The sequence below is a fragment of the Arthrobacter sp. V1I9 genome, from assembly GCF_030817075.1.
Lineage (GTDB): Bacteria > Actinomycetota > Actinomycetes > Actinomycetales > Micrococcaceae > Arthrobacter.
Genome location: NZ_JAUSYU010000001.1, coordinates 2,597,264 through 2,618,815, shown reverse-complemented (window position 1 = coordinate 2,618,815; position 21,552 = coordinate 2,597,264). Strand labels below are relative to the sequence as shown.

The window sequence follows — 21,552 nt, the reverse complement described above, 5'->3', positions numbered from 1 at the left end:
GTGAACATCCTTGAAACCCTTCCCGTCACGCTGGACGATGTCCTGGAGGCGCAGAAGCTGCTCGACGGGATTATTGCGCGGACCCCCGTGGAGTCATCCCGGGCCCTGGGCGCGCTCGTCGGCGGCGACGTTTACCTCAAGTGTGAAAACCTCCAGCGGGCGGGATCATTCAAGGTCCGCGGCGCGTACGTGCGGATGGCGCGGCTGTCCCCGGAAGAAAAGAAGCGCGGGGTGGTGGCCGCGTCCGCAGGCAACCACGCCCAAGGTGTTGCCGTGGCCGCCAAGAGCCTGGGCATCAAAGCCCGGATTTACATGCCGCTGGGGGTGGCCCTTCCCAAACTTGCTGCGACCCGCGGCCACGGCGCGGAAGTCATCCTGCACGGGCACAATGTCGACGAGGCGCTCGCCGAGGCGCAGCGGTACAGCAATGAAACCGGTACAGTCTTCGTCCACCCCTTCGACAACGTGGACGTCGTCGCAGGGCAGGGCACGCTGGGGCTCGAAATACTGGAACAGGTGCCCAACGTTGACACCGTCCTCATGGGCGTGGGGGGTGGCGGGCTCCTGGCGGGCGTCGCCGTCGCCATCAAAGCACGGGCGAAGGAACTGGGCCGGGAAATCCGCATCATCGGCGTGCAGGCGGAGAACGCCGCGGCATATCCGCCCTCGCTCGCTGCTGATGCACTCGTGCCCCTGAAAAAGGTGTCCACCATGGCAGACGGTATCGCCGTCGGGCGCCCGGGGCAGCTTCCCTTCAGCATCATCCGCGAGCTGGTGGACGACGTCGTCACGGTCAGCGAAGATTCCCTGGCGCGGGCGCTCATTTTCCTGCTGGAGCGGGCGAAGATGGTGGTTGAGCCCGCCGGCGCCGTGGGCGTGGCCGCCCTCATGGACGGCAAGATCGAGAATCCGGGAACCACGGCCGTGGTCCTCTCGGGCGGCAACATCGATCCGATGCTGATGCTGAAAGTCATCCAGCGGGGCCTCTCCGCCGCGGGGCGCTACATGACGGTCCGCATGATGCTGGATGACCGTCCGGGTTCGCTGGCCACCATCGCCCGGATCATCGCCGAGAATGACGCCAACGTCACCGGCCTGGACCACACGCGGGTGGGCGGGTCCATCAGCATGGGTGACGTCTCCATTACCGTCAACCTGGAAACCAAGGGCCACGAGCACGGCGAGCAGGTCCTCAGCGCGCTCCGCGCGGAGGGTTTCCAGCCCATCGTGGTGCACTAGGAGGGACAATGGCCGGACTGATGGGCAGCGGGGGTCCTGGGGAGCGGCAAACCATTGCTGCCCGGGCAAAGGGCGGATTGCTGGTGCTGGGCGGCTTTGTGGCGCTGCTGTTCGCCATCGAACTGTTCAATGCGCTGATGCTCCGCTCTCTGAACCGGACGTTCGGACTGAGGCCCAGGAGCGCCGACGGGCTGCTGGATATCCTTACGTTCCCGCTCCTGCATGCCAACCTGAACCACTTGCTGTCCAACAGCCTGCCGCTGATAATTTTCGGCTTCCTGGTCTTTTTGTCCGGACTGCGGGTATTCCTGACGGCACTGGCTTTCAGCTGGCTCGGTTCCGGGCTGACCGTGTGGCTGATCGGGAACGGCGGCATCACGGTGGGGGCTTCCGGGCTGGTCTTCGGGCTGTTCGCTTTCCTGCTGGTCCGCGGCTTTTTCAACCACAGCTGGCGGCAGATTCTGCTGGCGGTTGTCCTGTTTATGGGCTACGGCAGCATTCTGCTGGGCATCCTGCCCCTCGTGGCCGGGTATGTCTCCTGGCAGGCGCATCTTGGCGGCGCGGCCGGAGGGGTGGTGGCAGCGCTGCTCCTGAGGCCCCGCACAGCCACGGGCTCGAGGTCCTGAATTCGTTCGCTTAAAGCAAAACGCTGGCCGCCCCGGAGGGACGGCCAGCGTTGCAGTTAAGGCTTACGACTATGCGGCGTACGGCTTGGCTGAAAGGATCTCGACTTTGATGTCCTTGCCGTTGGGGGCGGTGTAGCTCAAGGCGTCGCCTTCCTTGTGGCCAAGGATGGCTGCGCCCAGCGGTGACTTCTCGCTGAACACGTCGAGATCGGAATCGCCCGCGATTTCGCGGGAACCGAGCAGGAAGGTCTCTTCGTCGCCGGCGATCCTGGCGACCACGATCATGCCGGGCTCAACGATTCCGTCATCTGCCGGAGACTCGCCCACGTGGGCGTCACGAAGCAGGGCAGTGAGCTGGCGGATGCGGGCCTCGATCTTGCCTTGCTCCTCCTTGGCCGCGTGGTAGCCACCGTTTTCCTTGAGGTCACCCTCTTGCCGGGCTGCTTCAATCTTCTGGACGATCTCTGCCCGGCCAGCGCCGGAAAGGTGGTCCAGCTCTGCCTTCAGGCGGTCAAAAGCTTCCTGGGTAAGCCAGGCTGCAGCTGCGCTGTTGGTGGTAGACACGGACTTCTCCTTCAATGGTCCTACATGCAAAAGACCCCGCCACGGTGGCCACTTGTGGAACAGCAACCAGCTCAGCGGGGTAAAGGTATTGCTCCATTGTAGTCAATCCTGTGGATTAAACCCAACAAGGAAGCGGCGCGCATCACACCTTGCGGACCTGCCTCAACCTGGTCGCCGGGAATCCAGCAGCTGTCCACCACGCCGGACACGGACAGTGACTCGGTCCTGACCGGGACCCGCTGTGAAACGGAACGCCCGCCGTCGGCTGTTCCATCTGCCTCCGACGGAGGAATGTCCACAACTTTCCATCCCACTACAGCGAACTTTGAATCCAAGGCCTTGACGGCACATTTCACGGAGGTTCCGGGTTCCCTGGTCACCTGGAAGTCCACCTCCGCCAGCGTGGCGTCAGTGGTGACATAGCCGATGTCCTTGAAGCTCACGTTGTTCAGGGAATTCGACGTGGAAACCCAAGCCATAAAACCAATGCCTGCGGCAAGGGCGACGCCTGCGATGGTGCGCTTGGCGGCAGGGGAGAGCCGGCGCTTTTTAGCGCCATAACGATTGGCTAGGCTAGTGTTCGCGGGCTCGGAGTCGGCCGACTGTTCCGGGGAAGTCACCAAACCAGTTTAGTGCCCCTTCCGTCGGAGCTTTCCCGGCCGGCGGCGCAGCAGGCCTTGAAGCAAGCCCGCCCGTTCAGCGAACCGTTCAGCAGCCATCAAGCCGCAAGAAAGAATAAGGAGCCGTCCTTCCATGACAGCGTCCAGCAACTCCCACGCACCGCTCCGGCTGCTCGCCGTCCACGCCCACCCCGACGACGAGTCCAGCAAGGGTGCCGCCACGATGGCCATGTACGCCGCGTCCGGGGTGTGGACGTTATGGTGGCCACCTGCACGGATGGCTCCCGGGGGGACATCCAGAACCCGGCAGTGGAAGGCGAACCCCATCCCAAACGGGACATGGCCGGCGCCCGCCGCCTGGAGATGGAACGGGCAGCCCGGATTTTGGGCATCAAGCAGCGGTGGCTGGGCTTTGTTGATTCGGGCCTGCCCGAAGGGGACCCGCTTCCGCCGCTGCCCGCCGGCTCCTTCGCCACCCTGCCGCTTCACCACGCGGCAGCCCCGTTGGTCCGGCTGGTCCGCTCCTTCAAGCCGCATGTCATCCTTAGCTACGACGAAAATGGCGGCTATCCTCACCCGGACCACATCATGGCCCACCGGGTAGCTGTTGAGGCCTTCGACGCTGCCGGCGATCCGGCGCGGTATCCGGATGCGGGTGAACCCTGGGAACCGGGCAAGCTGTACTACGACCGGGCCTTCAGCCCGGAGCGGTTCCGTGCACTGCATTTCGCGCTGGAGGAAGCGGGACTCCAGTCCCCGTACGCCGAGCGGCTGGCCGCGTGGCTGGAGTCCGACGCCGAGGGCCACACTCCGCCGCCCGCGCCCCACCCCACGACTACGCAGGTGGACTGCGGGGACTTCTTTGAGGTGCGCGACGACGCCTTGCGGGCACACCGCACGCAGGTGGATCCGCTGGGGTTTTTCTTTGCCGTATCCCCGGAAATGCAGCGCCGGGCGTGGCCTTGGGAAGATTACTCCCTGATCCAGTCCAGGGTGCCCTCAGAGCTCCCGGAGAAGGACCTGTTCGCGGGGCTAAGATAGAAACGGCAGGCAATTTCTATGCCGCGTAGAAGAGGTGCCCGGAACCGGGGCGCCGGATCTGCTGCCTGCTGACACCCGTTCCATAGAAGGTATTCAACGTGCATCGTCTGCTTCTCAACCTGGCTACCACCCCGTCCCCCCTGCCCACACCCTCGCTGCGGGAGGGGATCTCCGAGGACCAGGTAACACCGGGCCTGTTGGGATTCATCATGACGGCATTTTTTGTGGTGGCCACTGCCCTGCTGATTGTGGACATGGTGCGCCGGATCCGGCGGGTCCGCTACCGAGCCCAGGTGGAGGAAGACCGCATTGCAGCAGCTTCTGCGGCCGACGTCGAAGCGGCGGAAGCCGCGGAGGCAGGCTCGGCACCGGCTGGCTCGGGAGCGGCAGGCCCTGCCGCCGGTTCAGCGTCCGGAGATTCCTACCAGGGTCCTTCCGACGGCGCAGCGGACGCGGATCCAGGAAACCGCCGGCACTAGAGCCATGAGGGTTCCCCTTCTTGTCCCCTAGCCACGGCCCCGCGCCCTGGTGCCGCACGGCAGCCAGGACGGGACCTGCGGTCCTAGCTGTACACCTAGCTCAGCACCGCCAGAGCTATTGCTGTGAAATGCGCAGCGAAAGCCACCACGGTCAAGGCATGGAACAGTTCGTGAAAGCCAAAGTGGTGGTAGCTGAAGTTGGGCTTTTTCAGGGCGTAAAACACGGCACCGGTTATGTAGAGCACGCCGCCCACGCAGATGAGGACGGCGGCGGGGACGCTGGCCTGGAAGAACTGCGGCAGGTAGAAGAGCGCGCCGCAACCCAGGGCGATGTAGATCGGAACGTAGAGCCAGCGGGGCGCATCGGTCCAGAGCAGCCGGAACAGCACGCCCAGAATGGCGCCGGACCAAATGACCCACAGCAACAGGACAGCCTGGGGCCGTTCCAGCAGGGTCCAGGCGAGGGGGGTGTAGCTGCCGGCGATGACGAGCATGATGTTTGTATGGTCCAGCCGCTTGAGCACCATCTTCACGCCCGGTGACCAATTGCCCCGGTGGTACACGGCGCTGACTCCGAACAGCAGCACCCCAGTGGCCGCGTAGATGGCCGACGTAATCTTGCGGTCGGTGGTGGGGGCCAGCAGCACCAGGACAATTCCCGCCGCGAGTGCCAGCGGCGCTGTAACAGTGTGGATCCAGCCGCGCCACTTCGGTTTGATCATCAGGAGCCCGGCCAGCCGCTCGGCTGCCTCGTCCACGGCGTTTGTGTTGGCGTTCGTTTCCGCGCTGGCCTCGGCGCCTGTGTTGGCCTTCGGCTGCGGCGTCCGGGGACCCTCCGGGGTGTCGCTGTTCATGGCTCCAGAATAACTTACGGGCCGGTAAGTTACTGCTCAGTAACTATTGGTCAGCCCGTGCCAGGGGAGGGGAGGGGCGTCCCTTTCCCCGGCGGACGGTAGCCTAGGATGTGCAAAGCCGAACGTACAGCAAGGAAGTCAGGTGAGAGACCGCGTGGAGTTGCCCGGGTTCCTCTACGGCTTTTACGAGCGCCGGCTGCTTAAGGATCTTGCGCGCGACCGCATCCCCCGGCACATCGGCGTCATGGTGGACGGCAACCGGCGTTGGGCCAAACAATTCAACGCGCCCACCAGCCAGGGCCACCAGGCGGGTGCAGACAAGATTCATGAATTCCTCGGCTGGTGCCAGGAACTCGGAGTCAAGGTGGTGACGCTCTACATGCTGTCCACGGACAACATGAACAGGTCCAGCGAAGAACTCGACCTCCTGATGGGCATTATTGCCAACACGTTGGACCGGCTGGATGAGGACGCCAACATCTCGGTGCACGCCATGGGTGCTCCCGAGCTGCTGCCGGACTATCTCGCGGAGCGGCTGAACAAGCTCACGGCCCGCACGCCGGTCCGCGAAAAGATCCACGTCAATGTGGCCGTGGGGTACGGCGGACGCCGGGAGATCGTTGACGCCGTGCGCGAACTCCTGCACGACGCCGTCGCAAAGGGCACGGACATCGGCAAGCTCGCGGACGACCTCTGCGTGGACGATATATCCCGGTTCCTCTACACGCGGGGCCAGCCGGATCCGGACCTGGTGATCCGCACCTCGGGTGAACAGCGGCTCTCCGGGTTCCTGATGTGGCAGAGCGCCTACAGCGAGTTCTACTTTTGTGAAGCCTTATGGCCAGCCTTCCGCAAAGTGGACTTCCTGCGCGCCCTCCGCGATTACGCCGGCCGGCAGCGGCGCTTCGGCTCCTGACATTCCGGGTTCACCGACAGTTCACACGGCTGCAACAGGAATCGCCGCGTAATGGTTGTGGAAATTACTTCCGATGGATTTACGTTGTATCCATCAGCAGGCAAACCGCCGGCTGAACGGGGAGGCCAGTACATGGAGCGGAACATCGCGCCGGTTGTATGGGAGGCCGGACCCGGCCTCGTGGCCGAGCCGCCTCACCACTAACAATTCCGGGCATGCGCCCGGGGCTGGAGTCGATGTGGCTACTTCTGAACAACTGCCCGCGGTCCTTTCCGACCAGGGACAGAAAGCTACCTCTCGCGCCACGCGAGCCACCTCAGAGACCGGCACGGCAGAAGATGCTGCGGCCGGTTTTGCTGTCTCCGGAAGGGAAGCCACCATCCACACGTTCGTGATCGACACCTCCGTCCTGTTGTCCGACCCGCGTGCGCTGCTGCGCTTTGCGGAACACGAGGTGATCGTGCCGGTGGTGGTCATCACCGAGCTCGAGGCTAAGCGGCACGACCCCGAACTTGGCTACTTCGCCCGCAAGGCGCTCCGGCTCCTCGATGATCTTCGGGTCAAACACGGCGGCCTGAGCCAGCCGATCCCCATCGGCGACGACGGCGGCAGCCTTATGGTGGAACTGAACCACATCTCCGCCGAGGTGCTGCCGCTGGGATTCCGCAGCGGTGACAACGACAGCCGCATCCTCGCGGTTGCGAAGAACCTCGCCAACGAGGGCCGGGACGTTACCGTGGTGTCCAAGGACCTGCCCATGCGGGTCAAGGCGTCGGCCATGGGGCTCACTGCGGACGAGTACCGCAACGAACTGGTGAAGGACTCCGGCTGGACAGGCGTTGCGGAGGTGGAAGCCACTGAGCAGGAGGTTGCCACCCTGTACGGGCACGAACCAGTATTCATCCCGGCGGCAGCGGAAATGCCGGTCAACACGGGCCTGGTCCTGCTGTCCAACCGCGGCTCCGCACTCGGCCGGGTCGGGGCCGACAAGCAGGTCCGCCTGGTGAAGGGCGACCGTGACGTGTTCGGCCTGCACGGACGGTCCGCGGAGCAGCGGCTCGCCATCGACATGCTCATGGATCCCGCCGTCGGCATCGTCTCCATCGGCGGCCGGGCAGGCACCGGCAAGTCGGCCCTGGCCTTGTGCGCGGGCCTGGAAGCGGTGCTGGAGCGCCGCGAGCACCGCAAGGTGATCGTTTTCCGGCCTCTTTACGCAGTGGGCGGGCAGGAACTGGGCTACCTGCCCGGATCCGAATCCGAGAAGATGAACCCCTGGGCGCAGGCAGTCTTCGACACCCTCGGGGCACTGGTCAGCCAGGAAGTGGTGGAGGAGGTCATGGACCGCGGCATGCTCGAGGTCATGCCCCTCACCCACATCCGCGGACGCTCCCTCCACGACGCCTTCGTCATCGTTGACGAGGCCCAGTCACTCGAGAAGAACGTCCTGCTGACCGTCATGAGCCGCATCGGCCAGAACTCGAAGATCGTCCTGACCCACGACGTCGCCCAGCGCGACAACCTCCGCGTCGGACGCCATGACGGAATCGCCGCCGTCGTCGAAACCCTGAAAGGGCACCCGCTCTTTGGCCATATCACCCTCACCCGGTCAGAGCGTTCCCCGATAGCAGCATTGGTCACGGAACTCCTCGAAGGCTAAAGGCACCTAACCCGGGGCCGTGGCCGGGTTCGCCGGGCCACGCCCTTCTTCGTCGCTTAGACACGTCGCATAGGGGCTCCTGCGGTCGCTGAGCGACCTCCGGACCCCGATGCGCCCGCGATGCGCTCCTACGAGAAGGACCGTAACCCGGCTTGTGGTCAGGTCACCTTGAGGAACTTCGCTGCTGCTTCGTGGCCTTCTACCTCGAGGGTCCAATCGGGGCGTTTGAAGGTTTCGGGGGTGAGCCGGACGTGCTGGACTGTTTCGACTTTGGTGCCCCAGGCATTCCTGGTGATGCCGTTCAGCTCGTAGCCGAGGGAGCGGGAGACGCCGAGGGAGGCGTCGTTCCAGCTGGCGGCTTCGGACTCGGCCACTTCCGCGCCCAGCCAGTCGAAGGCGTAGAGTGCGACGGCGGCGCGCATCTCCTTGCCCAGGCCGCGGCCCTGCATGGACTGGGTGAGCCAGGATCCAGTGGTGACGGTCTTGAGCGTGGCGAAGTCCTTGGCACCAACGTCCTGGCAACCGATAAAGCTGCCTTCGTGCCAGATGCCCAGGAGCAGGGTCCAGGATTCGGTGGAGCACTCCGCGCGGCAGCGCCAGTACCAGCGGGCCATGTTGGGCCCCAGCTCGTCCGCGGCAAGCTCGGTCCACGGGGTGCTGAACGGACTCCTGCCGGCTTCGTGGATTCCGCTATGCGCGGCGGCGACAGCCGCGGGGATGTCCTGATCCGAAATGGGGCGGAGTTCCAGCCGGGGCGTGGCCAGCCGGAGACCGAAAAGTGGCCAAACGTCGTTCAGTGAGGTCATCCGCGAAGCCTAGCGGATGAGCAAGTCCGGGTCTTGTCACAGTCAGGCCGGGACGTCCCACGGTATGTGCTGCCGGACGTCAGTGAGGCTCATCGATTGGGCCAGGAACAGGTCATCCAGCATGTACTCGTCCACGGCGATGATGCGCAGCCAGTGACCGTACTCTTCCGTCCCCGGATCCAGGGACTGGCTCGCGACGCACACGCCGGTGCCGAGGTCCACCCGGATCCGGGACCTGCCGGGAAGGCACAGCGGCGCGGCAGGATGGGCCGGATGGTAGGCGGCCGTGGGCCGCACCACTGCTTCGAGGACGGGGCGTCCCTCGTGCTCGTGCTGCCTGACCTCCTGGACTTCCACGGTGTTGCTGCCGGGAAATTCGAGGGGTACGGGGGCGTTTCCGGCCAGCTCCACCGGGTCCAGGGCTGCGGAGAACCGCCCGTTGCCGAACCCGGGCTCGCCATAGGCTGCTTCAGGCCGCCGGCGCACCAGTCCATGGGTCGTCATACACGGGGGTCACAAGATGCGGCGGCAGGAGCCACGACTTCCGCGTGGCGCTGACATACAGGCCGTCCTTGGAATCGTTGATCCCGGTTGTGCTGTGCAGGACAAGTCCGTCTGCGGTTTCAAGACGCAAAGCCCCCGGACGGCGCAGCCACGCCCGGACCAGGGGCGCCGCAGGATCGGGCGCGTCTGCGAAGGGCTCATCCCAATACTCGAAGCGCAGGGACTGCCATTTCCAGGGCGAGGACCGGCACAGGTTTCGGAATATCGCCGGGTCCGCGGCGGCTGAAGTCCTGTCCGGATCCATTCGGTGCCGGGAGTCCCACGTCGCCATATCCACAGTTTACGCGCGGGCGGTGCGCCGTCGAGCGGAAATCCAGTAGCATCCGAGGGTGATCCAACGACTGGGCGAACTATGGCCGCACACCCCGCTGGCCTTCTGGCTGGTGCTTGCTGCTTGCGCCTACTTCGCGGTGATGGCCGTCCGCCTGACGGTGATCGACGTCCGGCACCACCTCCTGCCCAACCGGATCGTCTTCCCCTCCTACGCTGTGGCCGGTGTCCTGCTCCTCACGGCTGCTGCCTTTGCCGGAGCCGGTGCCGGCGCGGACCCGGGTCCTGCTGGTCTGCCCGCCGGGCTGATGGCTGTGCCGGCGCTGCGTGTAGTGGCCGGAGCCGCAATCCTGTGGCTCTTTTACTTCATACTGCGGTTTGCGTACCCGCCGGGCATGGGGTTCGGGGACGTGAAACTCGCCGGGGTCCTGGGCATGTACCTCGGCTACCTGGGGTGGGGACACCTGTTCGCCGGCACTTTCCTGGCCTTCCTTTTGGGCGGCCTCTGGTCCATCGCGCTCCTGGCCGCCCGCAGGGGGACACTGAAATCGTCAATTCCCTTTGGTCCGTTTATGCTCGCCGGGGCAGCGGCTGCGATGCTCCTTCCAACCTGAACTAAAGGTGCCCGGGCGGACGGGAGCCCGGTCGTTCTAAGGCAGGAAAGCAGTTCGGTAGGCTGGCGGAATGCCTGCGCCTGACTACATCCTGAAACTTCGCAAGAAAATCGGTAACGATCCGCTCTGGGTCCCCGGCGTCCGGGGTGTGGTGGTTGATGATTCGGGGAGGGTGCTGCTCGCCCAGCGTGCCGACAACAAACAGTGGGCGCTGGTCAGCGGGATGCTTGAGCCGGGGGAGCAGCCTGCCCGTGGGCTGGTGCGGGAGATTTTTGAGGAAACGGCAGTAGTGGCCGAACCGGAGCGCGTGGTGTCTGTGGGGGCAGTGGGTCCGTTCACGTATCCCAACGGCGACGTGTGCGAGTTCCTGGACGTGGTGTTCCTTTGCCGCTATGTCTCCGGGGCGGCCCGGGTGAACGACGACGAATCGCTGGCTGTCGGCTGGTTCGGCATGGATGAACTCCCTGAACTGATGCCCGGGCACCTCACCAGCATCCACCGCGCCCTGGCTCCGGCCGACGCCGCCCACTTCGAACCCTGACCGGCGCCTCACAGGCAGCTCCGGGAGGAGACAGCGCAGGGGCGCCGCATCCCCCAAGATTGCGGCGCCCCTGCGGGCTTAGCCCGCAGCGTTGTCATGCAGGCAGTACGACGGCGGTCAGTGGCGCTGGGAGACCAGCCAGCCGTCGTCGTCCTTGACGCTGTCCCGCTGCTCCGCGGCTTCCGCCGTTGCCTCCACCGCTGGGTTGGGCAGCCCGGCGGCGAGGCGCTCCGCCTCCTCGCCGCCCACTGCTTCGCCCCGCGCCAGCATGCCGGCGGTGTCCGACAGCGGGATTTGCTTCAGCGTGACGGCCAGGACCAGCGCCACCGCGATGAACGGGATGAGGTACCAGAACACCGGGGCCAGGGACTCGGCGTAGGCGTTGACAATCGACTCACGCAGCTGCTCCGGAAGTTGGCTCAGGGCCTGCGGATCCAGGGTGCTGGTGGACTGCGCTGCCTGGTCCGCCGAGGCGCCAGCGCCGGTGAAGGCGGTGGTCAGGGACTCGGAAAGCCTGTTGGCGAAGATCGCACCAAAGATCGCGACGCCCATGGCCGCACCAACCTCGCGGAAGTAGTTGTTGGTGCTGGTGGCCGTGCCGATCTGGTCCGCGGGGACGGCGTTCTGCACCACAAGGACCACCACCTGCATGATCAGGCCGAGGCCTGCGCCGAAGATGAACAGCTGGACGCAGATGGCCCAGATGGGGGTGCTGGCCGCGAGGGTGGTCATCCAGAGCATGGCGGCCATGGTGAGGGCCGCTCCGAGGATGGGGTACATCTTGTACAGGCCGGTCTTGGAAATCCGGATGCCGGAGTAGATGGACGTGCCCATCAGGCCTGCCATCATGGGCAGCATCAGCAGGCCTGACTCCGCCGCGGAAGTGCCGGAGGACATCTGCAGGAACGTGGGAACGAAGGCGATGGCGGAGAACATGCCCAGGCCCAGGGTGAAGCCGATGGCGGTGGCGTTGACGAAGATCCGGTTGCGGAACAGGGTGAGCGGAATGATGGGATCCTCGGCGCGGCGCTCCACCATCACAAACGCGGTAGCGGAAAGGACCATACCGGCACCAAAGGCCCAGGTGAGGGGGGAGTCCCAGCCTTCGTCTTTTTTGCCGCCGAAATCGGTGAAGAAGATAAGGCACGTGGTGGCGGCGGACAGCAGCACAACACCCAGGATGTCGATCCGCTTTTCGGCTTTCTTATTGGAAGAGTCAGCGTGAACCAGGCGATGGCGAAGGCGGCGATGCCGATGGGAATGTTGATGTAAAAGGCCCACTCCCAGGTCAGGTGGTCCACGAAGAAGCCGCCGAGCAGAGGGCCGGCCACTGCGGAGAGGCCGAAGATCGCGCCCAGCGGACCCATGTATTTGCCGCGGTCCTTGGCCGGGACAATGTCCGCGATGATGGCCTGGGACAGGATCATCAGTCCGCCGCCGCCGAGGCCCTGGATGGCCCGGAAGATCACGAAACCCCAGAAATCGGTGGCCAGGGCGCAGCCCACCGAGGCCAGCGTGAACAGGGCGATGGCAATCAGGAACAGGTTGCGCCGTCCGAGGACGTCACCGAACTTGCCGTATATGGGCATCACGATGGTGGTGGCCAGCAGGTAGGCCGTGGTGATCCAGGCCTGGTGTTCCACGCCGCCCAGCTTGCCCACGATGGTGGGCATGGCGGTGGAAACGATGGTCTGGTCGAGGCTGGAGAGCAGCATGCCGGCGATCAGCGCGGAGAAGATGATCCAGATGCGTTTTTGGGTGAGCAGCAGTGGGCCCGCTGGCGGTTTATCGGTGGTACTCATTGGTGTCCTTCTGCGGCTGTGGTTTCCGGGTTGTCGAAAGTCTGTGAGAAAAGGGTGCTGGCGGCCGCGATGTTCTCCATCAGCAGCTCGCGGTAGGAGCGGGTGTTTCCGTCTGAGAAATAGGCAATGCTGCTCTTGCGGGCGATAGTGCTCAGCAGCACCACTGCCATCTGGACTACCGGATGCTCGGGGGGAACGCCCTCGCGCCCTGGCGACGTCCCGGGCGAACTGCGCCTCGCGCTGTTCCGTGGCGCCGATGAGCTTCAGGATCAGCTGCGGTTCCTTATGGACCACGCCTGTCAGTTGCCGGGTTTCCTCTTCGGACGAGGCCATGCGCTCGGACAGCTTCAGGGACAGCCTAACGAGGTCCCGGAACAGGGTGGGGGAGATGTCGCCGGCAGGGGATGAGGCGCCACCGGCGATGAAGTCATCGAGGACGTCAGCGGGGACATCGTCGTCGGAATGGCCGATGATGGCGTCTTCCTTTGTGGGGAAGTAGTTGAAGAAGGTACGGCGCGAAATTCCGGCGGCTTCGCACACTTCCTCGACCGTGTAACCGTTGAGTCCTCGCTCGGCGGTCAGGGTCCGTGCGGTCCCGGTGATGGCACTGCGGGTGGCTGCCCGTTTCCGCTCCCGGAGCCCTGTCTCTGAACTTGCACTATGCATCACAAAGTAAAGTTTTGCACCAACGCAGGAGTAGTGCAACTGTTGAGTCGCGGCGGTGGCACTGCTGCTTAACGACGCCGGCCGCCCGCCTTCGCTGGGAAGGTGGGCGGCCGGCGTCGTGAGGTAGTGGTGGGAACTTAAGCCTTGTGCGGCGGGCGCGTCATGGACATAACGTCCAGGGCGGTGTCCAGCTGCTCCTCGGTGACCTCGCCGCGCTCCAGGAAGCCCATGGCGACGACGGTCTCACGAATGGTGAGCCCTTCCGCAACGGCCTTCTTGGCGATCTTGGCGGCGTTTTCGTAGCCGATGTACTTGTTCAGCGGCGTCACGATGGACGGCGACGCTTCGGCCAGGAAGCGGGCACGCTCCACGTTGGCTGTGATGCCGTCGATCATCTTGTCCGCCATCACGCGGCTGGTGTTCGCCAGCAGGCGGACGGACTCGAGCAGGTTGGCGGCCATCACGGGGATGCCGACGTTCAGCTCGAACGCGCCGTTGGTGCCGGACCAGGCGATGGCGGTGTCGTTGCCGATGACCTGCGCTGGCCACCATGATGGACGCTTCGCAGATGACCGGGTTGACCTTGCCGGGCATGATCGAGGAGCCGGGCTGCAGGTCCGGGATCGCGATTTCGCCGAGGCCCGTGTTGGGGCCTGAGCCCATCCAGCGGAGGTCGTTGTTGATCTTCATGAACGAGATGGCGATGTTGCGCAGCTGGCTGGACGCCTCGATGAGCCCGTCACGGTTGGCCTGGGCCTCGAAGTGGTCGCGGGCCTCGGTGAGGGGAAGCCCGGTGTCGGTGGCCAGCAGTTCGATAACGCGCTCCGGGAAGCCGGCCGGAGTGTTGATGCCGGTGCCCACAGCAGTGCCGCCGAGGGGTACTTCGGCGACGCGGGGGAGGGAGGCGTTGATGCGCTCGATGCCGTAGCGGACCTGCGCTGCGTAGCCGCCGAACTCCTGGCCGAGGGTGACCGGGGTGGCGTCCATGAGGTGCGTGCGGCCGGACTTGACCACGTCCTTGAACTCCACTGCCTTGCGCTCCAGGGACTCGGCGAGGTAGCCGAGTGCCGGGATGAGGTCGTTAATCAGGGCCGACGTGGCGGCAACATGCACGGACGTGGGGAAGACGTCGTTGGAGGACTGCGAGGCGTTGACGTGGTCGTTCGGGTGGACCACCTTGTCGCTGCCGGCGGCCTTCAGGGCGCGCGAGGCAAGCTCGGCGATGACCTCGTTGGTGTTCATGTTCGAGGACGTGCCGGAGCCGGTCTGGAAGACGTCGATGGGGAAGTCGCCGTCGTACTTGCCGGCGGCCACCTCATCCGCTGCGTCTGCGATGGCCTTGGCAAGCTCGCCGTCGAGCACACCCAGTTCAGCGTTGGCCTGGGCGGCTGCCTTCTTGACCCGGGCCAGCGCCTCAATGTGCGCACGTTCCAGGGTCTTGCCGGAAATGGGGAAGTTCTCCACTGCCCGCTGCGTCTGCGCGCGGTACAGTGCGTTCACGGGGACGCGGACTTCGCCCATCGTGTCATGTTCAATACGGAACTCTTCAGTGGAAGTCATGGGGCTAGCTTAGGGCGATCCGGCACCCCATCGAAAACCGTGAAGAGCATGCTACGGGCGGGTTTTCACACCCGCCTTAGAGCTCACCGATCCCGGAAACAACGTTGGCGCGGCCCTCGGCCAGGCTATACGAGAGACCGATGACGGCGGTGCGTCCGCTTTCAACTGCGTCGGAAATCACACGCGAGCTGTCCACCAGCCGCTGGGCGGTCTGCTTGACGTGCTCCACCACCATGTCGTTGACCTCGTGCTTGTCCTGGCGCATGGAGGTCAGCACCGAGGGCGTGATGCGCTCCACCAGGTCGCGGATGAAGCCCGCCGGCATATCGCCGGTGTCCACGGCGGCCTTGGTGGCGCTGACGGCGCCGCAGCTGTCGTGCCCCAGGATGGCAATCAGCGGTACCCCGAGCACACCGACGCTGTACTCCAGCGAGCCGAGGACGGCATCGTCGATGACCTGTCCCGCGGTGCGCACCACAAAAACGTCGCCCAGTCCGACGTCGAAGATGATTTCGGCGGCGAGCCGTGAGTCGGAGCAACCGAAAATCACGGCGAAGGGGTGCTGGTTCTCCACCAGTGAGGACCTGCGGGACGAGTCCTGGTTCGGGTGGGATGATTCGCCGGCGACGAAGCGCTCATTTCCTTCACGCATCCGGCGCCAGGCGAGGGCAGGGGTCAGGTAGGTAGTCACCCGCCTTACCTTACGGTGCGGTACTGGCTGCAGGTGAAACTGTGACGGCAGGGTTGCTGTCCAGGGATTTCACGACGGCGTCCGCCAAAGTGGCGAACTCGTCCAGTTGGGCGGCACCCGCCAGGATGACGGTGGTCCCGCGGTACTCAAGCACCATCGACTTCCCGCCCTTGCCGGTATCGCGCAGCTGCCACTCCCTGCCGCCTGCGTTCCGCGAGCCGGTGACCGGAGCGTTCTGTACCTGCTGGAGGAGCCAGGTGGGGTTGGCGCTGCGGGTCTGGACCAGCCCGATGAAGGACTCCTTGGGCGTGATGTAGCCCACCTCCCATGCCGGCACGCCGCTGCCCGTTCCGGCTTCCCACCGCGCGTAGTTCGCCCTGAAGGAGTTGCCGGTGTCCGGCGCTACGGGTGTGAATCCTGCCACGTCGGTCGCATTCCGGGCCGCGGCGCTCACATCGATGTTCGGGCGGTAGCCGTCAGTCTTGGGAGAGGGGTTCATCAGGACGATGGGGAGGAAGGCTGCGATGCTCACCGCCAGGGCAATGATCATGCCGATCACCGACGCGTTGGCCCGCTTGGCTGCTGCCGCGGGAATGACAGGCTTAACCGGGCCCTGCCCTCCGGCCCCGCTGGATCCGTTGTTGCTTCCGGATCCTGCCGGTTCGGGGGAAGGACTGGTCTTTTCCTGCATCTCATTCACCTCTCTATAGTCGCCCATTCCGGTGTGCAACTCACACTCGGGGCGCCCGCAGCGGGCCCGCCGGCCACCCCAGCCTCCGCGTACATTGCGCGGCCGCGTCATCCCGCCGCCGGAACCCGGTGCCGCGACTATGATCGATATCAGAGGAATCACCGCCCGGCTGTTCCGGCTGGGCGGGTTCAATGATCGCCACTCGAAGAAGAGGTTAACGTGTCACCAGCGTCCATGACCCAGAAGTACTCCACGATCTCCCCGTCACTGGCGGTGGGCAACGATGAGCCGGACCGCAACCTTGCCCTCGAGCTCGTCCGCGTTACCGAAGCGGCAGCCATCGCCGGCGGACACTGGGTAGGTTTCGGCGACAAGAACACCGCCGACGGCGCCGCCGTCGACGCCATGCGCTCCTTCCTCCAGACCGTCCACTTCAATGGCGTAGTGGTCATCGGCGAAGGCGAAAAAGACGAAGCCCCCATGCTGTTCAACGGCGAACGCGTCGGCGACGGCACCGGCCCGGAGTGCGATGTGGCAGTTGACCCCATCGATGGAACCCGGCTCACCGCATTGGGCATTAACAACGCCCTGGCCGTCCTGGCTGTGGCCGAGCGCGGGTCCATGTTCGACCCCTCCGCCGTGTTCTACATGGAAAAGCTCGTCACCGGACCGGAAGCTGCGGACATGGTGGACCTCCGCCTCCCCGTAAAGCAGAACCTGCACCTGATCGCCAAGGCCAAGGGCGTCAAGGTCAACCAGCTCAACGTCATGATCCTGGACCGTGACCGCCACCGCCCGCTGGTGGAGGAGATCCGCGAAGCAGGCGCCCGCACCAAGTTCATCATGGACGGCGACGTTGCCGGCGCCATCGCCGCTGCCCGTTCCGGTACCGGCGTGGACGCACTGATGGGCATCGGCGGTACCCCGGAAGGCATCGTTGCTGCCTGCGCCATCAAGTCCCTGGGCGGCGTTATCCAGGGCCGGCTGTGGCCCACCAGCGACGAGGAGAAGCAAAAGGCCCTCGACGCCGGACACGACCTGGACCGGGTCCTCTCCACCAACGACCTCGTCTCCAGCGACAACTGCTACTTTGCCGCCACCGGCATCACGGACGGCGACCTGCTCAAGGGCGTCCGGTACTCCAAGGACAAGGTCCTCACCCAGTCCATCGTGATGCGCTCCAAGTCCGGAACCATCCGTTTTGTGGACGGCGAGCACCAGGCCAGCAAGTGGGAAGGGTACGCCCGCAAGAGCTGACTCCGGCCGCGGGCTGCACAGATCCCCGGAGCGCCGCAGGGTGCTCCGGGGATCTGCCGTTTGAGGCCTTGGTATAGGGTTGAAGCCATGATTCCTGCTGTTGTGCCCTGTACTGACCGCGCCCTTTGGGACGAACACGTTGACCGGTTCAAGGGACATCCGCAGCAGCTTTGGGGCTGGGGCGAGACCAAAGCCATGCATGGCTGGTCAGTGGACCGGGTGCTGCTTAACGACGGCGACAACACGGTAGGCTGCGCGCAGCTGCTGGTCCGCCGGCTTCCGTTCCCCTTCCGTGCCCTGGTCTACATTCCCCGGGGACCGATGTGTTCGGTGGAAAACGCCCCTGCCGTCCTTGGCAGCCTGGCAGACCATGCCGCCGTCCGCCACCGCGGCGTGGCCCTGAGCATCGAACCGGACTGGGACCAGGACTCGGACTTCGCGGGCGCCGTAGCGTCGGCAGGCTTCCGGGCAACCACCAATACTGTCCTCATTCCGCGCACGCTCATCCTGGACCTCACCTGGACTGACGACGAGCTGATGGCTGAGATGTCCAAGTCCACCCGGGCAAACATCCGCAAGGCCATGCGCAGCGACGTGGAGTTCCGCAAGGTCAAGAACGACGCCGAGCTGGAGCAGGTGCTCGGGATTTACCACGAGACCGCTGAGCGCGCCGGTTTCGGCATCCATGAGGACCGGTACTACCGGGACATTTTCAAGAACATGGGGGACGGGTCACCGATCATCGCAGCTTTCGACGGCGAGCAGATGCTGGCCTTCGTCTGGCTGGCCAGGAGCGGTTCCACCGCCTTCGAGCTGTATGGCGGCGTCTCCTCCGAAGGGCAAAAAACAGCGCGTCAATTATGGCGTGAAGTGGGCAGCCCTGCGGGCCATGCGGGAAGACGGGTGCGTGCGTTACGACTTCAACGGCCTCCTCAACGACGGTATCTCCGACTTCAAAAAGCAGTTCGCGAAGCACGAAAACATGCTCCTGGGCACCTGGGAAAAACCGCTCTCGCCGTTCTACCCCGCTTACTCGCAGGCCATGCCGCTGGCCCGCCGCGGACTTCAAACGGCGCGGCGCCTGCTGAAGGGCGCGGCCGGCCGGGTCCGATCGGTGCTTAGGCGCGGCTAGAGTCCGGTGGTCACGGCGAACGCCAGCGCAGGTTCGGTGCTGCCGGCCACGGGATGAACGTTGACGGGAGCCTCGGCGGCAGCCAGGAAGGCGCTGCCGCCCCGGGAGAGCTGCAGGTCGCCCTTGGGTGAATCCAGGTAGACATCCCCGGCAACCACAATCACCACCGCCGCACCCGACTGTGCCAGCGGTACGGGCCCGGCGTCGGGTGAGAGTTCGATGCGCTGCAGCTGGAACTCGGCGAAAGGCGGGCGGAAGAGCTCCTGGTCCATCACCGTCCGCTCAGCCTCAAGCATCGGCACCGCGACCGGCTGGAAGTCGATGGTCCGCAGCAGTTCGGGGACGTCAACGAACTTCGGGGTGAGTCCGCCGCGCAGGACGTTGTCCGAGGACGCCATGACCTCAACGCCCAAGCCATGCAGGTAGGCGTGGACGTTCCCGGCGGGCAGGTAGACGGCCTCGCCCGGCTCAAGCGAGATACGGTTCAGCAGCAGCGAGATCAGGACTCCGGGATCGCCGGGATACTTCTCATGGAGGCTGATCGCTGTCGACAGTTCGGCGTCAAAGGGAGCCAGGGGAGCTCCGGCAAGCAATGCGCCCACCACCAGGGACGTGTCCTCAGCTACGGCCTGGCCGCCGGCGATCAGGCGCTCGAAGGCTTTCCGCAGGCCGGCACTTTCGTCGCTGTCCTCAAGATCCGCCAGCAGGGCGCTGACCAGTGCGGGCGCCGCGCCCTCGGTGGCACGGAAGGCTCCTTCAATGTGCTGCAGGATTTCCCGGGTCTGCGCCGCCGGCCGGAAACCGCACAGCGCCTCAAACGGCGTCAAGGCAAGGATCATCTCGGGCTTGTGGTTGTCGTCCCGGTAATTCCTGTTGGGGGCATCCGCGGCCAGGCCCTCGGCATTCTCCCGCGCAAAACCTGTCTTTGCCTGTTCCAGGCTCGGGTGGACCTGCAGGGACAGCGGCTGGGCAGCCGCCAGGATCTTGGCGAGGAAGGGCAGCCGGGGACCGAAACGCGCCACGGAGTCCGCGCCGAGGAAATGCTCCGGGTCGCCGGCGATCAAGGCGTCCAAGGCGGCAGTGGACCCGTCCTCGGGCAGGCGGGCGACGGACGGTGAGTCAGGGTGCGCACCGATCCACAACTCTGCTTCCGGACCGCCCGACTCCGGACGTCCCAGCAAGGCGGCGATCGCCGTCGTGGATCCCCAGGCATAGTCCCGGAGGACATTGTCAATCTCGTACAAGGCGGTGTCCGTTCCGTAGTTAGGTGTGGTGGCGGTGCTGGCTACAACGGGGCGCACTGGCCGTTGGTTGCCACGAGTTCCCGGATTGCCTGCTCGTTGCCCTGGCTCTTGAGCTCGTTAAGCATCGCTTCGGTGATCGGCTCACCGTCAGGGGTGGTGGTCACAGGCGTGAAGTCCGACGCCGGCGCGGGGGGAGACTGCTGCGCGGGGGGAGACTGCTGCGCCGGCGTCCCGCCCGCCGGCAGCGGTGCTGCCGGATAGCGGACCGGTGCAGCCTGCAGATGCCCGCCGCCCGCGCTCGGCACCACCATCGCGTCATCCGGCAACCCCGCGGACTCGGCTTCCGACGCCGAGGCCAACAGCTGGTCCACCCGGGTGTGGATGACGTCGAAGTTGGGCACCGTGGAGAAGGAGGCGTCAAAGTCCGGCGGGCCGATGGTGAGGCGCTTGATGTCCTGGCCCTTAGCCTTCATGGCCAGGTCCACGAAGCTTCCCAGCTGGGAGGAAGAGATATTGGAGTCCACCACCTTGGTACCGGCGTTGGCGATCTCCTCGAACTTGGCCAGCAGCGTGCCGGGGTCCAGCTGCTTGAGCATTGCCTGCTGCACGCACTGCTGGCGCTGGATGCGGGCGTAGTCGTCCACGAATTCCCGCGACCGCCCGTACCAGAGCGCAGTGTAGCCATCCAGCGTCTGGTCGCCCGCGGGGATCCAGCCCAGGGGCATGCCGTGGATGCCGTTGGCCTCATCGATGGTTTCCCCGCTGATGGGCACCCAGCCCCCGGCCTTGATCCGGATGCCGCCCATCGCGTCAATGAGCTTGGAGAAGCCCTCCATGTCCACCAGCACATACGCCTGGACTGTGATTCCCAGCGTCCCGGAGACGGCCTCAAGCGTGGCCTGGGCGCCGGGATCTGGAACGCCGGGATAGAGGTCGGCGTGCTCGTTGGTCACTTCGGTGTTGATGGCGTTGATCAGGCACGCGTCACCGCAGTCGTAGCCGTCAGGGTAGATGGCCCGCATGGGGGAGTCCTCGCTGAACTGGGCGTTCTGAAGGTTCCGGGGGACGGAGATGATGGCGGTTTGGCCGGTCTCGGCATCGACGCTCAGGACCGAGAGGCTGTCTGTGCGCCTGCCGGTACGGTCGTCACCGGCATCTCCGCCCATCATTAGGAAGTTGTAGCGGCCCTCTACGGGGTCGATCGCGGGCCCTGCCGAGAAGATGCTGCCGATGGCGTTGCGTCCCACGTTGAGCAGGTAGGCAGCGTAACCGAGCGTTCCGCTGCCCAGGACCATCGCCAATACCAGCGAAATCACGACGACGGGACGTGCGGGCGGGGCCAGCAGGACCGGGCGGATGAGCCGCAGGGTATTGATAAAAAGAATTGCCCAGCCGGCAGCGAGTGCCACCAGCAGAATGACGATGACGAGCGAGGCAAGGGAGTTGGTGATGATGTTAATGAGGAGCGGCCGGTTGAGCAGCAGCAGGAGTACGGCAAGCACCAGGGCCGCCCACACGCAGAGCGTCACCCTGAGGGCCGCGCGCCCGAGCTTGCGGTTACCAGCCACAAGTTGCGCGCTGCCCGGCACCAGGAGTGTCAGGAGCACAAGCACGAAGCCGCGTTTGGTCCGGACCGGAGAGGAAGCGCTGACCGGGTAGCGGACCGGGTCGGTGAGCGCTGCCTCCGAAGCGGACTGCGGGAGCTTGCTGCTGGCCAT

At 65.2% G+C, this 21,552-nt stretch carries 17 protein-coding genes and 5 pseudogenes; 10 read left to right on the top strand and 12 right to left on the bottom strand.

The features are described from left to right. Together ilvA and QFZ70_RS12305 are read left to right on the top strand one after the other, a co-directional pair. Window positions 1-1,239 (top strand): threonine ammonia-lyase, encoded by a 1,239-nt coding sequence (ilvA, locus tag QFZ70_RS12310; protein ID WP_307095936.1) that lies wholly within the window; start codon window positions 1-3, stop codon window positions 1,237-1,239. An 8-nt stretch (window positions 1,240-1,247) separates the two neighbouring features. Next, on the top strand, window positions 1,248-1,865 hold the full coding sequence (locus QFZ70_RS12305; protein ID WP_307095935.1) for a rhomboid family intramembrane serine protease: 618 nt from the start codon (window positions 1,248-1,250) through the stop codon (window positions 1,863-1,865). A 69-nt stretch (window positions 1,866-1,934) separates the two neighbouring features. Here QFZ70_RS12305 and greA read toward each other — a convergent pair whose 3' ends face one another. Next, window positions 1,935-2,429 carry a transcription elongation factor GreA gene (gene greA, locus QFZ70_RS12300; protein ID WP_104042988.1) on the bottom strand — a complete coding sequence of 165 codons (495 nt, stop codon included), beginning with the start codon at window positions 2,427-2,429 and terminating at the stop codon, window positions 1,935-1,937. A gap of 71 nt (window positions 2,430-2,500) precedes the next feature. Next, complete coding sequence (locus QFZ70_RS12295) at window positions 2,501-3,049, bottom strand: DUF4307 domain-containing protein (protein WP_307095932.1); 549 nt, start codon at window positions 3,047-3,049, stop codon at window positions 2,501-2,503. A gap of 133 nt (window positions 3,050-3,182) precedes the next feature. On the opposite strand from QFZ70_RS12295, the pseudogene mca reads away from it, so the two are divergent. Beyond that, window positions 3,183-4,090: pseudogene (mca, locus tag QFZ70_RS12290) on the top strand (mycothiol conjugate amidase Mca). A gap of 98 nt (window positions 4,091-4,188) precedes the next feature. Then, complete coding sequence (locus QFZ70_RS12285) at window positions 4,189-4,569, top strand: hypothetical protein (RefSeq protein WP_307095931.1); 381 nt, start codon at window positions 4,189-4,191, stop codon at window positions 4,567-4,569. 95 nt (window positions 4,570-4,664) lie between these two features. On the opposite strand, the gene QFZ70_RS12280 is transcribed toward QFZ70_RS12285, so the two are convergent. Further along, window positions 4,665-5,306: a hemolysin III family protein gene (locus QFZ70_RS12280; protein WP_307097873.1), complete on the bottom strand. Its 642-nt coding sequence runs from the start codon at window positions 5,304-5,306 to the stop codon at window positions 4,665-4,667. A 271-nt stretch (window positions 5,307-5,577) separates the two neighbouring features. Between QFZ70_RS12280 and QFZ70_RS12275 the strand changes: the two genes are divergently transcribed. Together QFZ70_RS12275 and QFZ70_RS12270 are read left to right on the top strand one after the other, a co-directional pair. Then, complete coding sequence (locus QFZ70_RS12275; protein WP_307097872.1) at window positions 5,578-6,339, top strand: isoprenyl transferase; 762 nt, start codon at window positions 5,578-5,580, stop codon at window positions 6,337-6,339. Between the two features lie 238 nt (window positions 6,340-6,577). Further along, window positions 6,578-7,996, top strand: a complete 1,419-nt coding sequence (locus QFZ70_RS12270) for a PhoH family protein (protein WP_307095929.1) — start codon at window positions 6,578-6,580, stop codon at window positions 7,994-7,996. Between the two features lie 158 nt (window positions 7,997-8,154). On the opposite strand, the gene QFZ70_RS12265 is transcribed toward QFZ70_RS12270, so the two are convergent. Next, window positions 8,155-8,802 (bottom strand): GNAT family N-acetyltransferase, encoded by a 648-nt coding sequence (locus QFZ70_RS12265; RefSeq protein WP_307095927.1) that lies wholly within the window; start codon window positions 8,800-8,802, stop codon window positions 8,155-8,157. A 42-nt stretch (window positions 8,803-8,844) separates the two neighbouring features. After that, window positions 8,845-9,637, bottom strand: a pseudogene (locus QFZ70_RS12260) (hypothetical protein). Window positions 9,638-9,695: 58 nt separating this feature from the next. Between QFZ70_RS12260 and QFZ70_RS12255 the strand changes: the two are divergent. Both QFZ70_RS12255 and QFZ70_RS12250 read left to right on the top strand, forming a co-directional pair. Further along, window positions 9,696-10,250, top strand: coding sequence for an A24 family peptidase (locus tag QFZ70_RS12255; RefSeq protein ID WP_307095926.1), 555 nt, complete (start codon window positions 9,696-9,698; stop codon window positions 10,248-10,250). 70 nt (window positions 10,251-10,320) lie between these two features. Then, complete coding sequence (locus QFZ70_RS12250; RefSeq protein ID WP_307095925.1) at window positions 10,321-10,791, top strand: NUDIX domain-containing protein; 471 nt, start codon at window positions 10,321-10,323, stop codon at window positions 10,789-10,791. A 117-nt stretch (window positions 10,792-10,908) separates the two neighbouring features. Here QFZ70_RS12250 and QFZ70_RS12245 read toward each other — a convergent pair. From QFZ70_RS12245 to QFZ70_RS12225, 5 genes and pseudogenes are all read right to left on the bottom strand, one after another. After that, window positions 10,909-12,593: pseudogene (locus tag QFZ70_RS12245) on the bottom strand (MDR family MFS transporter). A gap of 534 nt (window positions 12,594-13,127) precedes the next feature. Continuing rightward, window positions 13,128-13,259 (bottom strand): annotated as a pseudogene (locus QFZ70_RS12240) (TetR family transcriptional regulator); the annotation flags it as partial. Between the two features lie 137 nt (window positions 13,260-13,396). After that, window positions 13,397-14,819: pseudogene (locus tag QFZ70_RS12235) on the bottom strand (class II fumarate hydratase). A gap of 76 nt (window positions 14,820-14,895) precedes the next feature. Beyond that, a complete protein-coding gene (locus QFZ70_RS12230; protein ID WP_307095924.1) occupies window positions 14,896-15,510 on the bottom strand; it encodes a carbonic anhydrase in 615 nt (204 codons plus the stop codon). Between the two features lie 10 nt (window positions 15,511-15,520). Further along, on the bottom strand, window positions 15,521-16,201 hold the full coding sequence (locus tag QFZ70_RS12225) for a DUF4245 domain-containing protein (protein ID WP_307095922.1): 681 nt from the start codon (window positions 16,199-16,201) through the stop codon (window positions 15,521-15,523). A 234-nt stretch (window positions 16,202-16,435) separates the two neighbouring features. On the opposite strand from QFZ70_RS12225, the gene glpX reads away from it, so the two are divergent. Together glpX and QFZ70_RS12215 are read left to right on the top strand one after the other, a co-directional pair. Beyond that, the gene (gene glpX, locus QFZ70_RS12220) at window positions 16,436-17,458 is read left to right on the top strand and encodes a class II fructose-bisphosphatase (RefSeq protein WP_307095921.1); all 1,023 of its coding nucleotides are present in this window, start codon (window positions 16,436-16,438) and stop codon (window positions 17,456-17,458) included. Between the two features lie 87 nt (window positions 17,459-17,545). Then, window positions 17,546-18,580: a peptidoglycan bridge formation glycyltransferase FemA/FemB family protein gene (locus tag QFZ70_RS12215; RefSeq protein ID WP_307095919.1), complete on the top strand. Its 1,035-nt coding sequence runs from the start codon at window positions 17,546-17,548 to the stop codon at window positions 18,578-18,580. Window positions 18,581-18,586: 6 nt separating this feature from the next. On the opposite strand, the gene manA is transcribed toward QFZ70_RS12215, so the two are convergent. Both manA and QFZ70_RS12205 read right to left on the bottom strand, forming a co-directional pair. Further along, window positions 18,587-19,834 (bottom strand): mannose-6-phosphate isomerase, class I, encoded by a 1,248-nt coding sequence (gene manA, locus QFZ70_RS12210; RefSeq protein WP_307097871.1) that lies wholly within the window; start codon window positions 19,832-19,834, stop codon window positions 18,587-18,589. Between the two features lie 41 nt (window positions 19,835-19,875). Further along, window positions 19,876-21,552 (bottom strand): LCP family protein, encoded by a 1,677-nt coding sequence (locus tag QFZ70_RS12205; RefSeq protein ID WP_307095918.1) that lies wholly within the window; start codon window positions 21,550-21,552, stop codon window positions 19,876-19,878.

What these genes read in the sequence shown, in the direction of transcription:
- glpX (WP_307095921.1), top strand. Translation starts at nt 16,436, where the DNA reads ATGACCCAGAAGTACTCCACGATCTCCCCGTCACTGGCGGTGGGCAAC.
- QFZ70_RS12305 (WP_307095935.1), top strand. Translation starts at nt 1,248, where the DNA reads ATGGCCGGACTGATGGGCAGCGGGGGTCCTGGGGAGCGGCAAACCATT.
- QFZ70_RS12215 (WP_307095919.1), top strand. Translation starts at nt 17,546, where the DNA reads ATGATTCCTGCTGTTGTGCCCTGTACTGACCGCGCCCTTTGGGACGAA.
- QFZ70_RS12205 (WP_307095918.1), bottom strand. Translation starts at nt 21,552, where the DNA reads ATGGCCAGCAGCAAGCTCCCGCAGTCCGCTTCGGAGGCAGCGCTCACC.
- QFZ70_RS12225 (WP_307095922.1), bottom strand. Translation starts at nt 16,201, where the DNA reads ATGCAGGAAAAGACCAGTCCTTCCCCCGAACCGGCAGGATCCGGAAGC.
- QFZ70_RS12250 (WP_307095925.1), top strand. Translation starts at nt 10,321, where the DNA reads ATGCCTGCGCCTGACTACATCCTGAAACTTCGCAAGAAAATCGGTAAC.
- QFZ70_RS12265 (WP_307095927.1), bottom strand. Translation starts at nt 8,802, where the DNA reads ATGACCTCACTGAACGACGTTTGGCCACTTTTCGGTCTCCGGCTGGCC.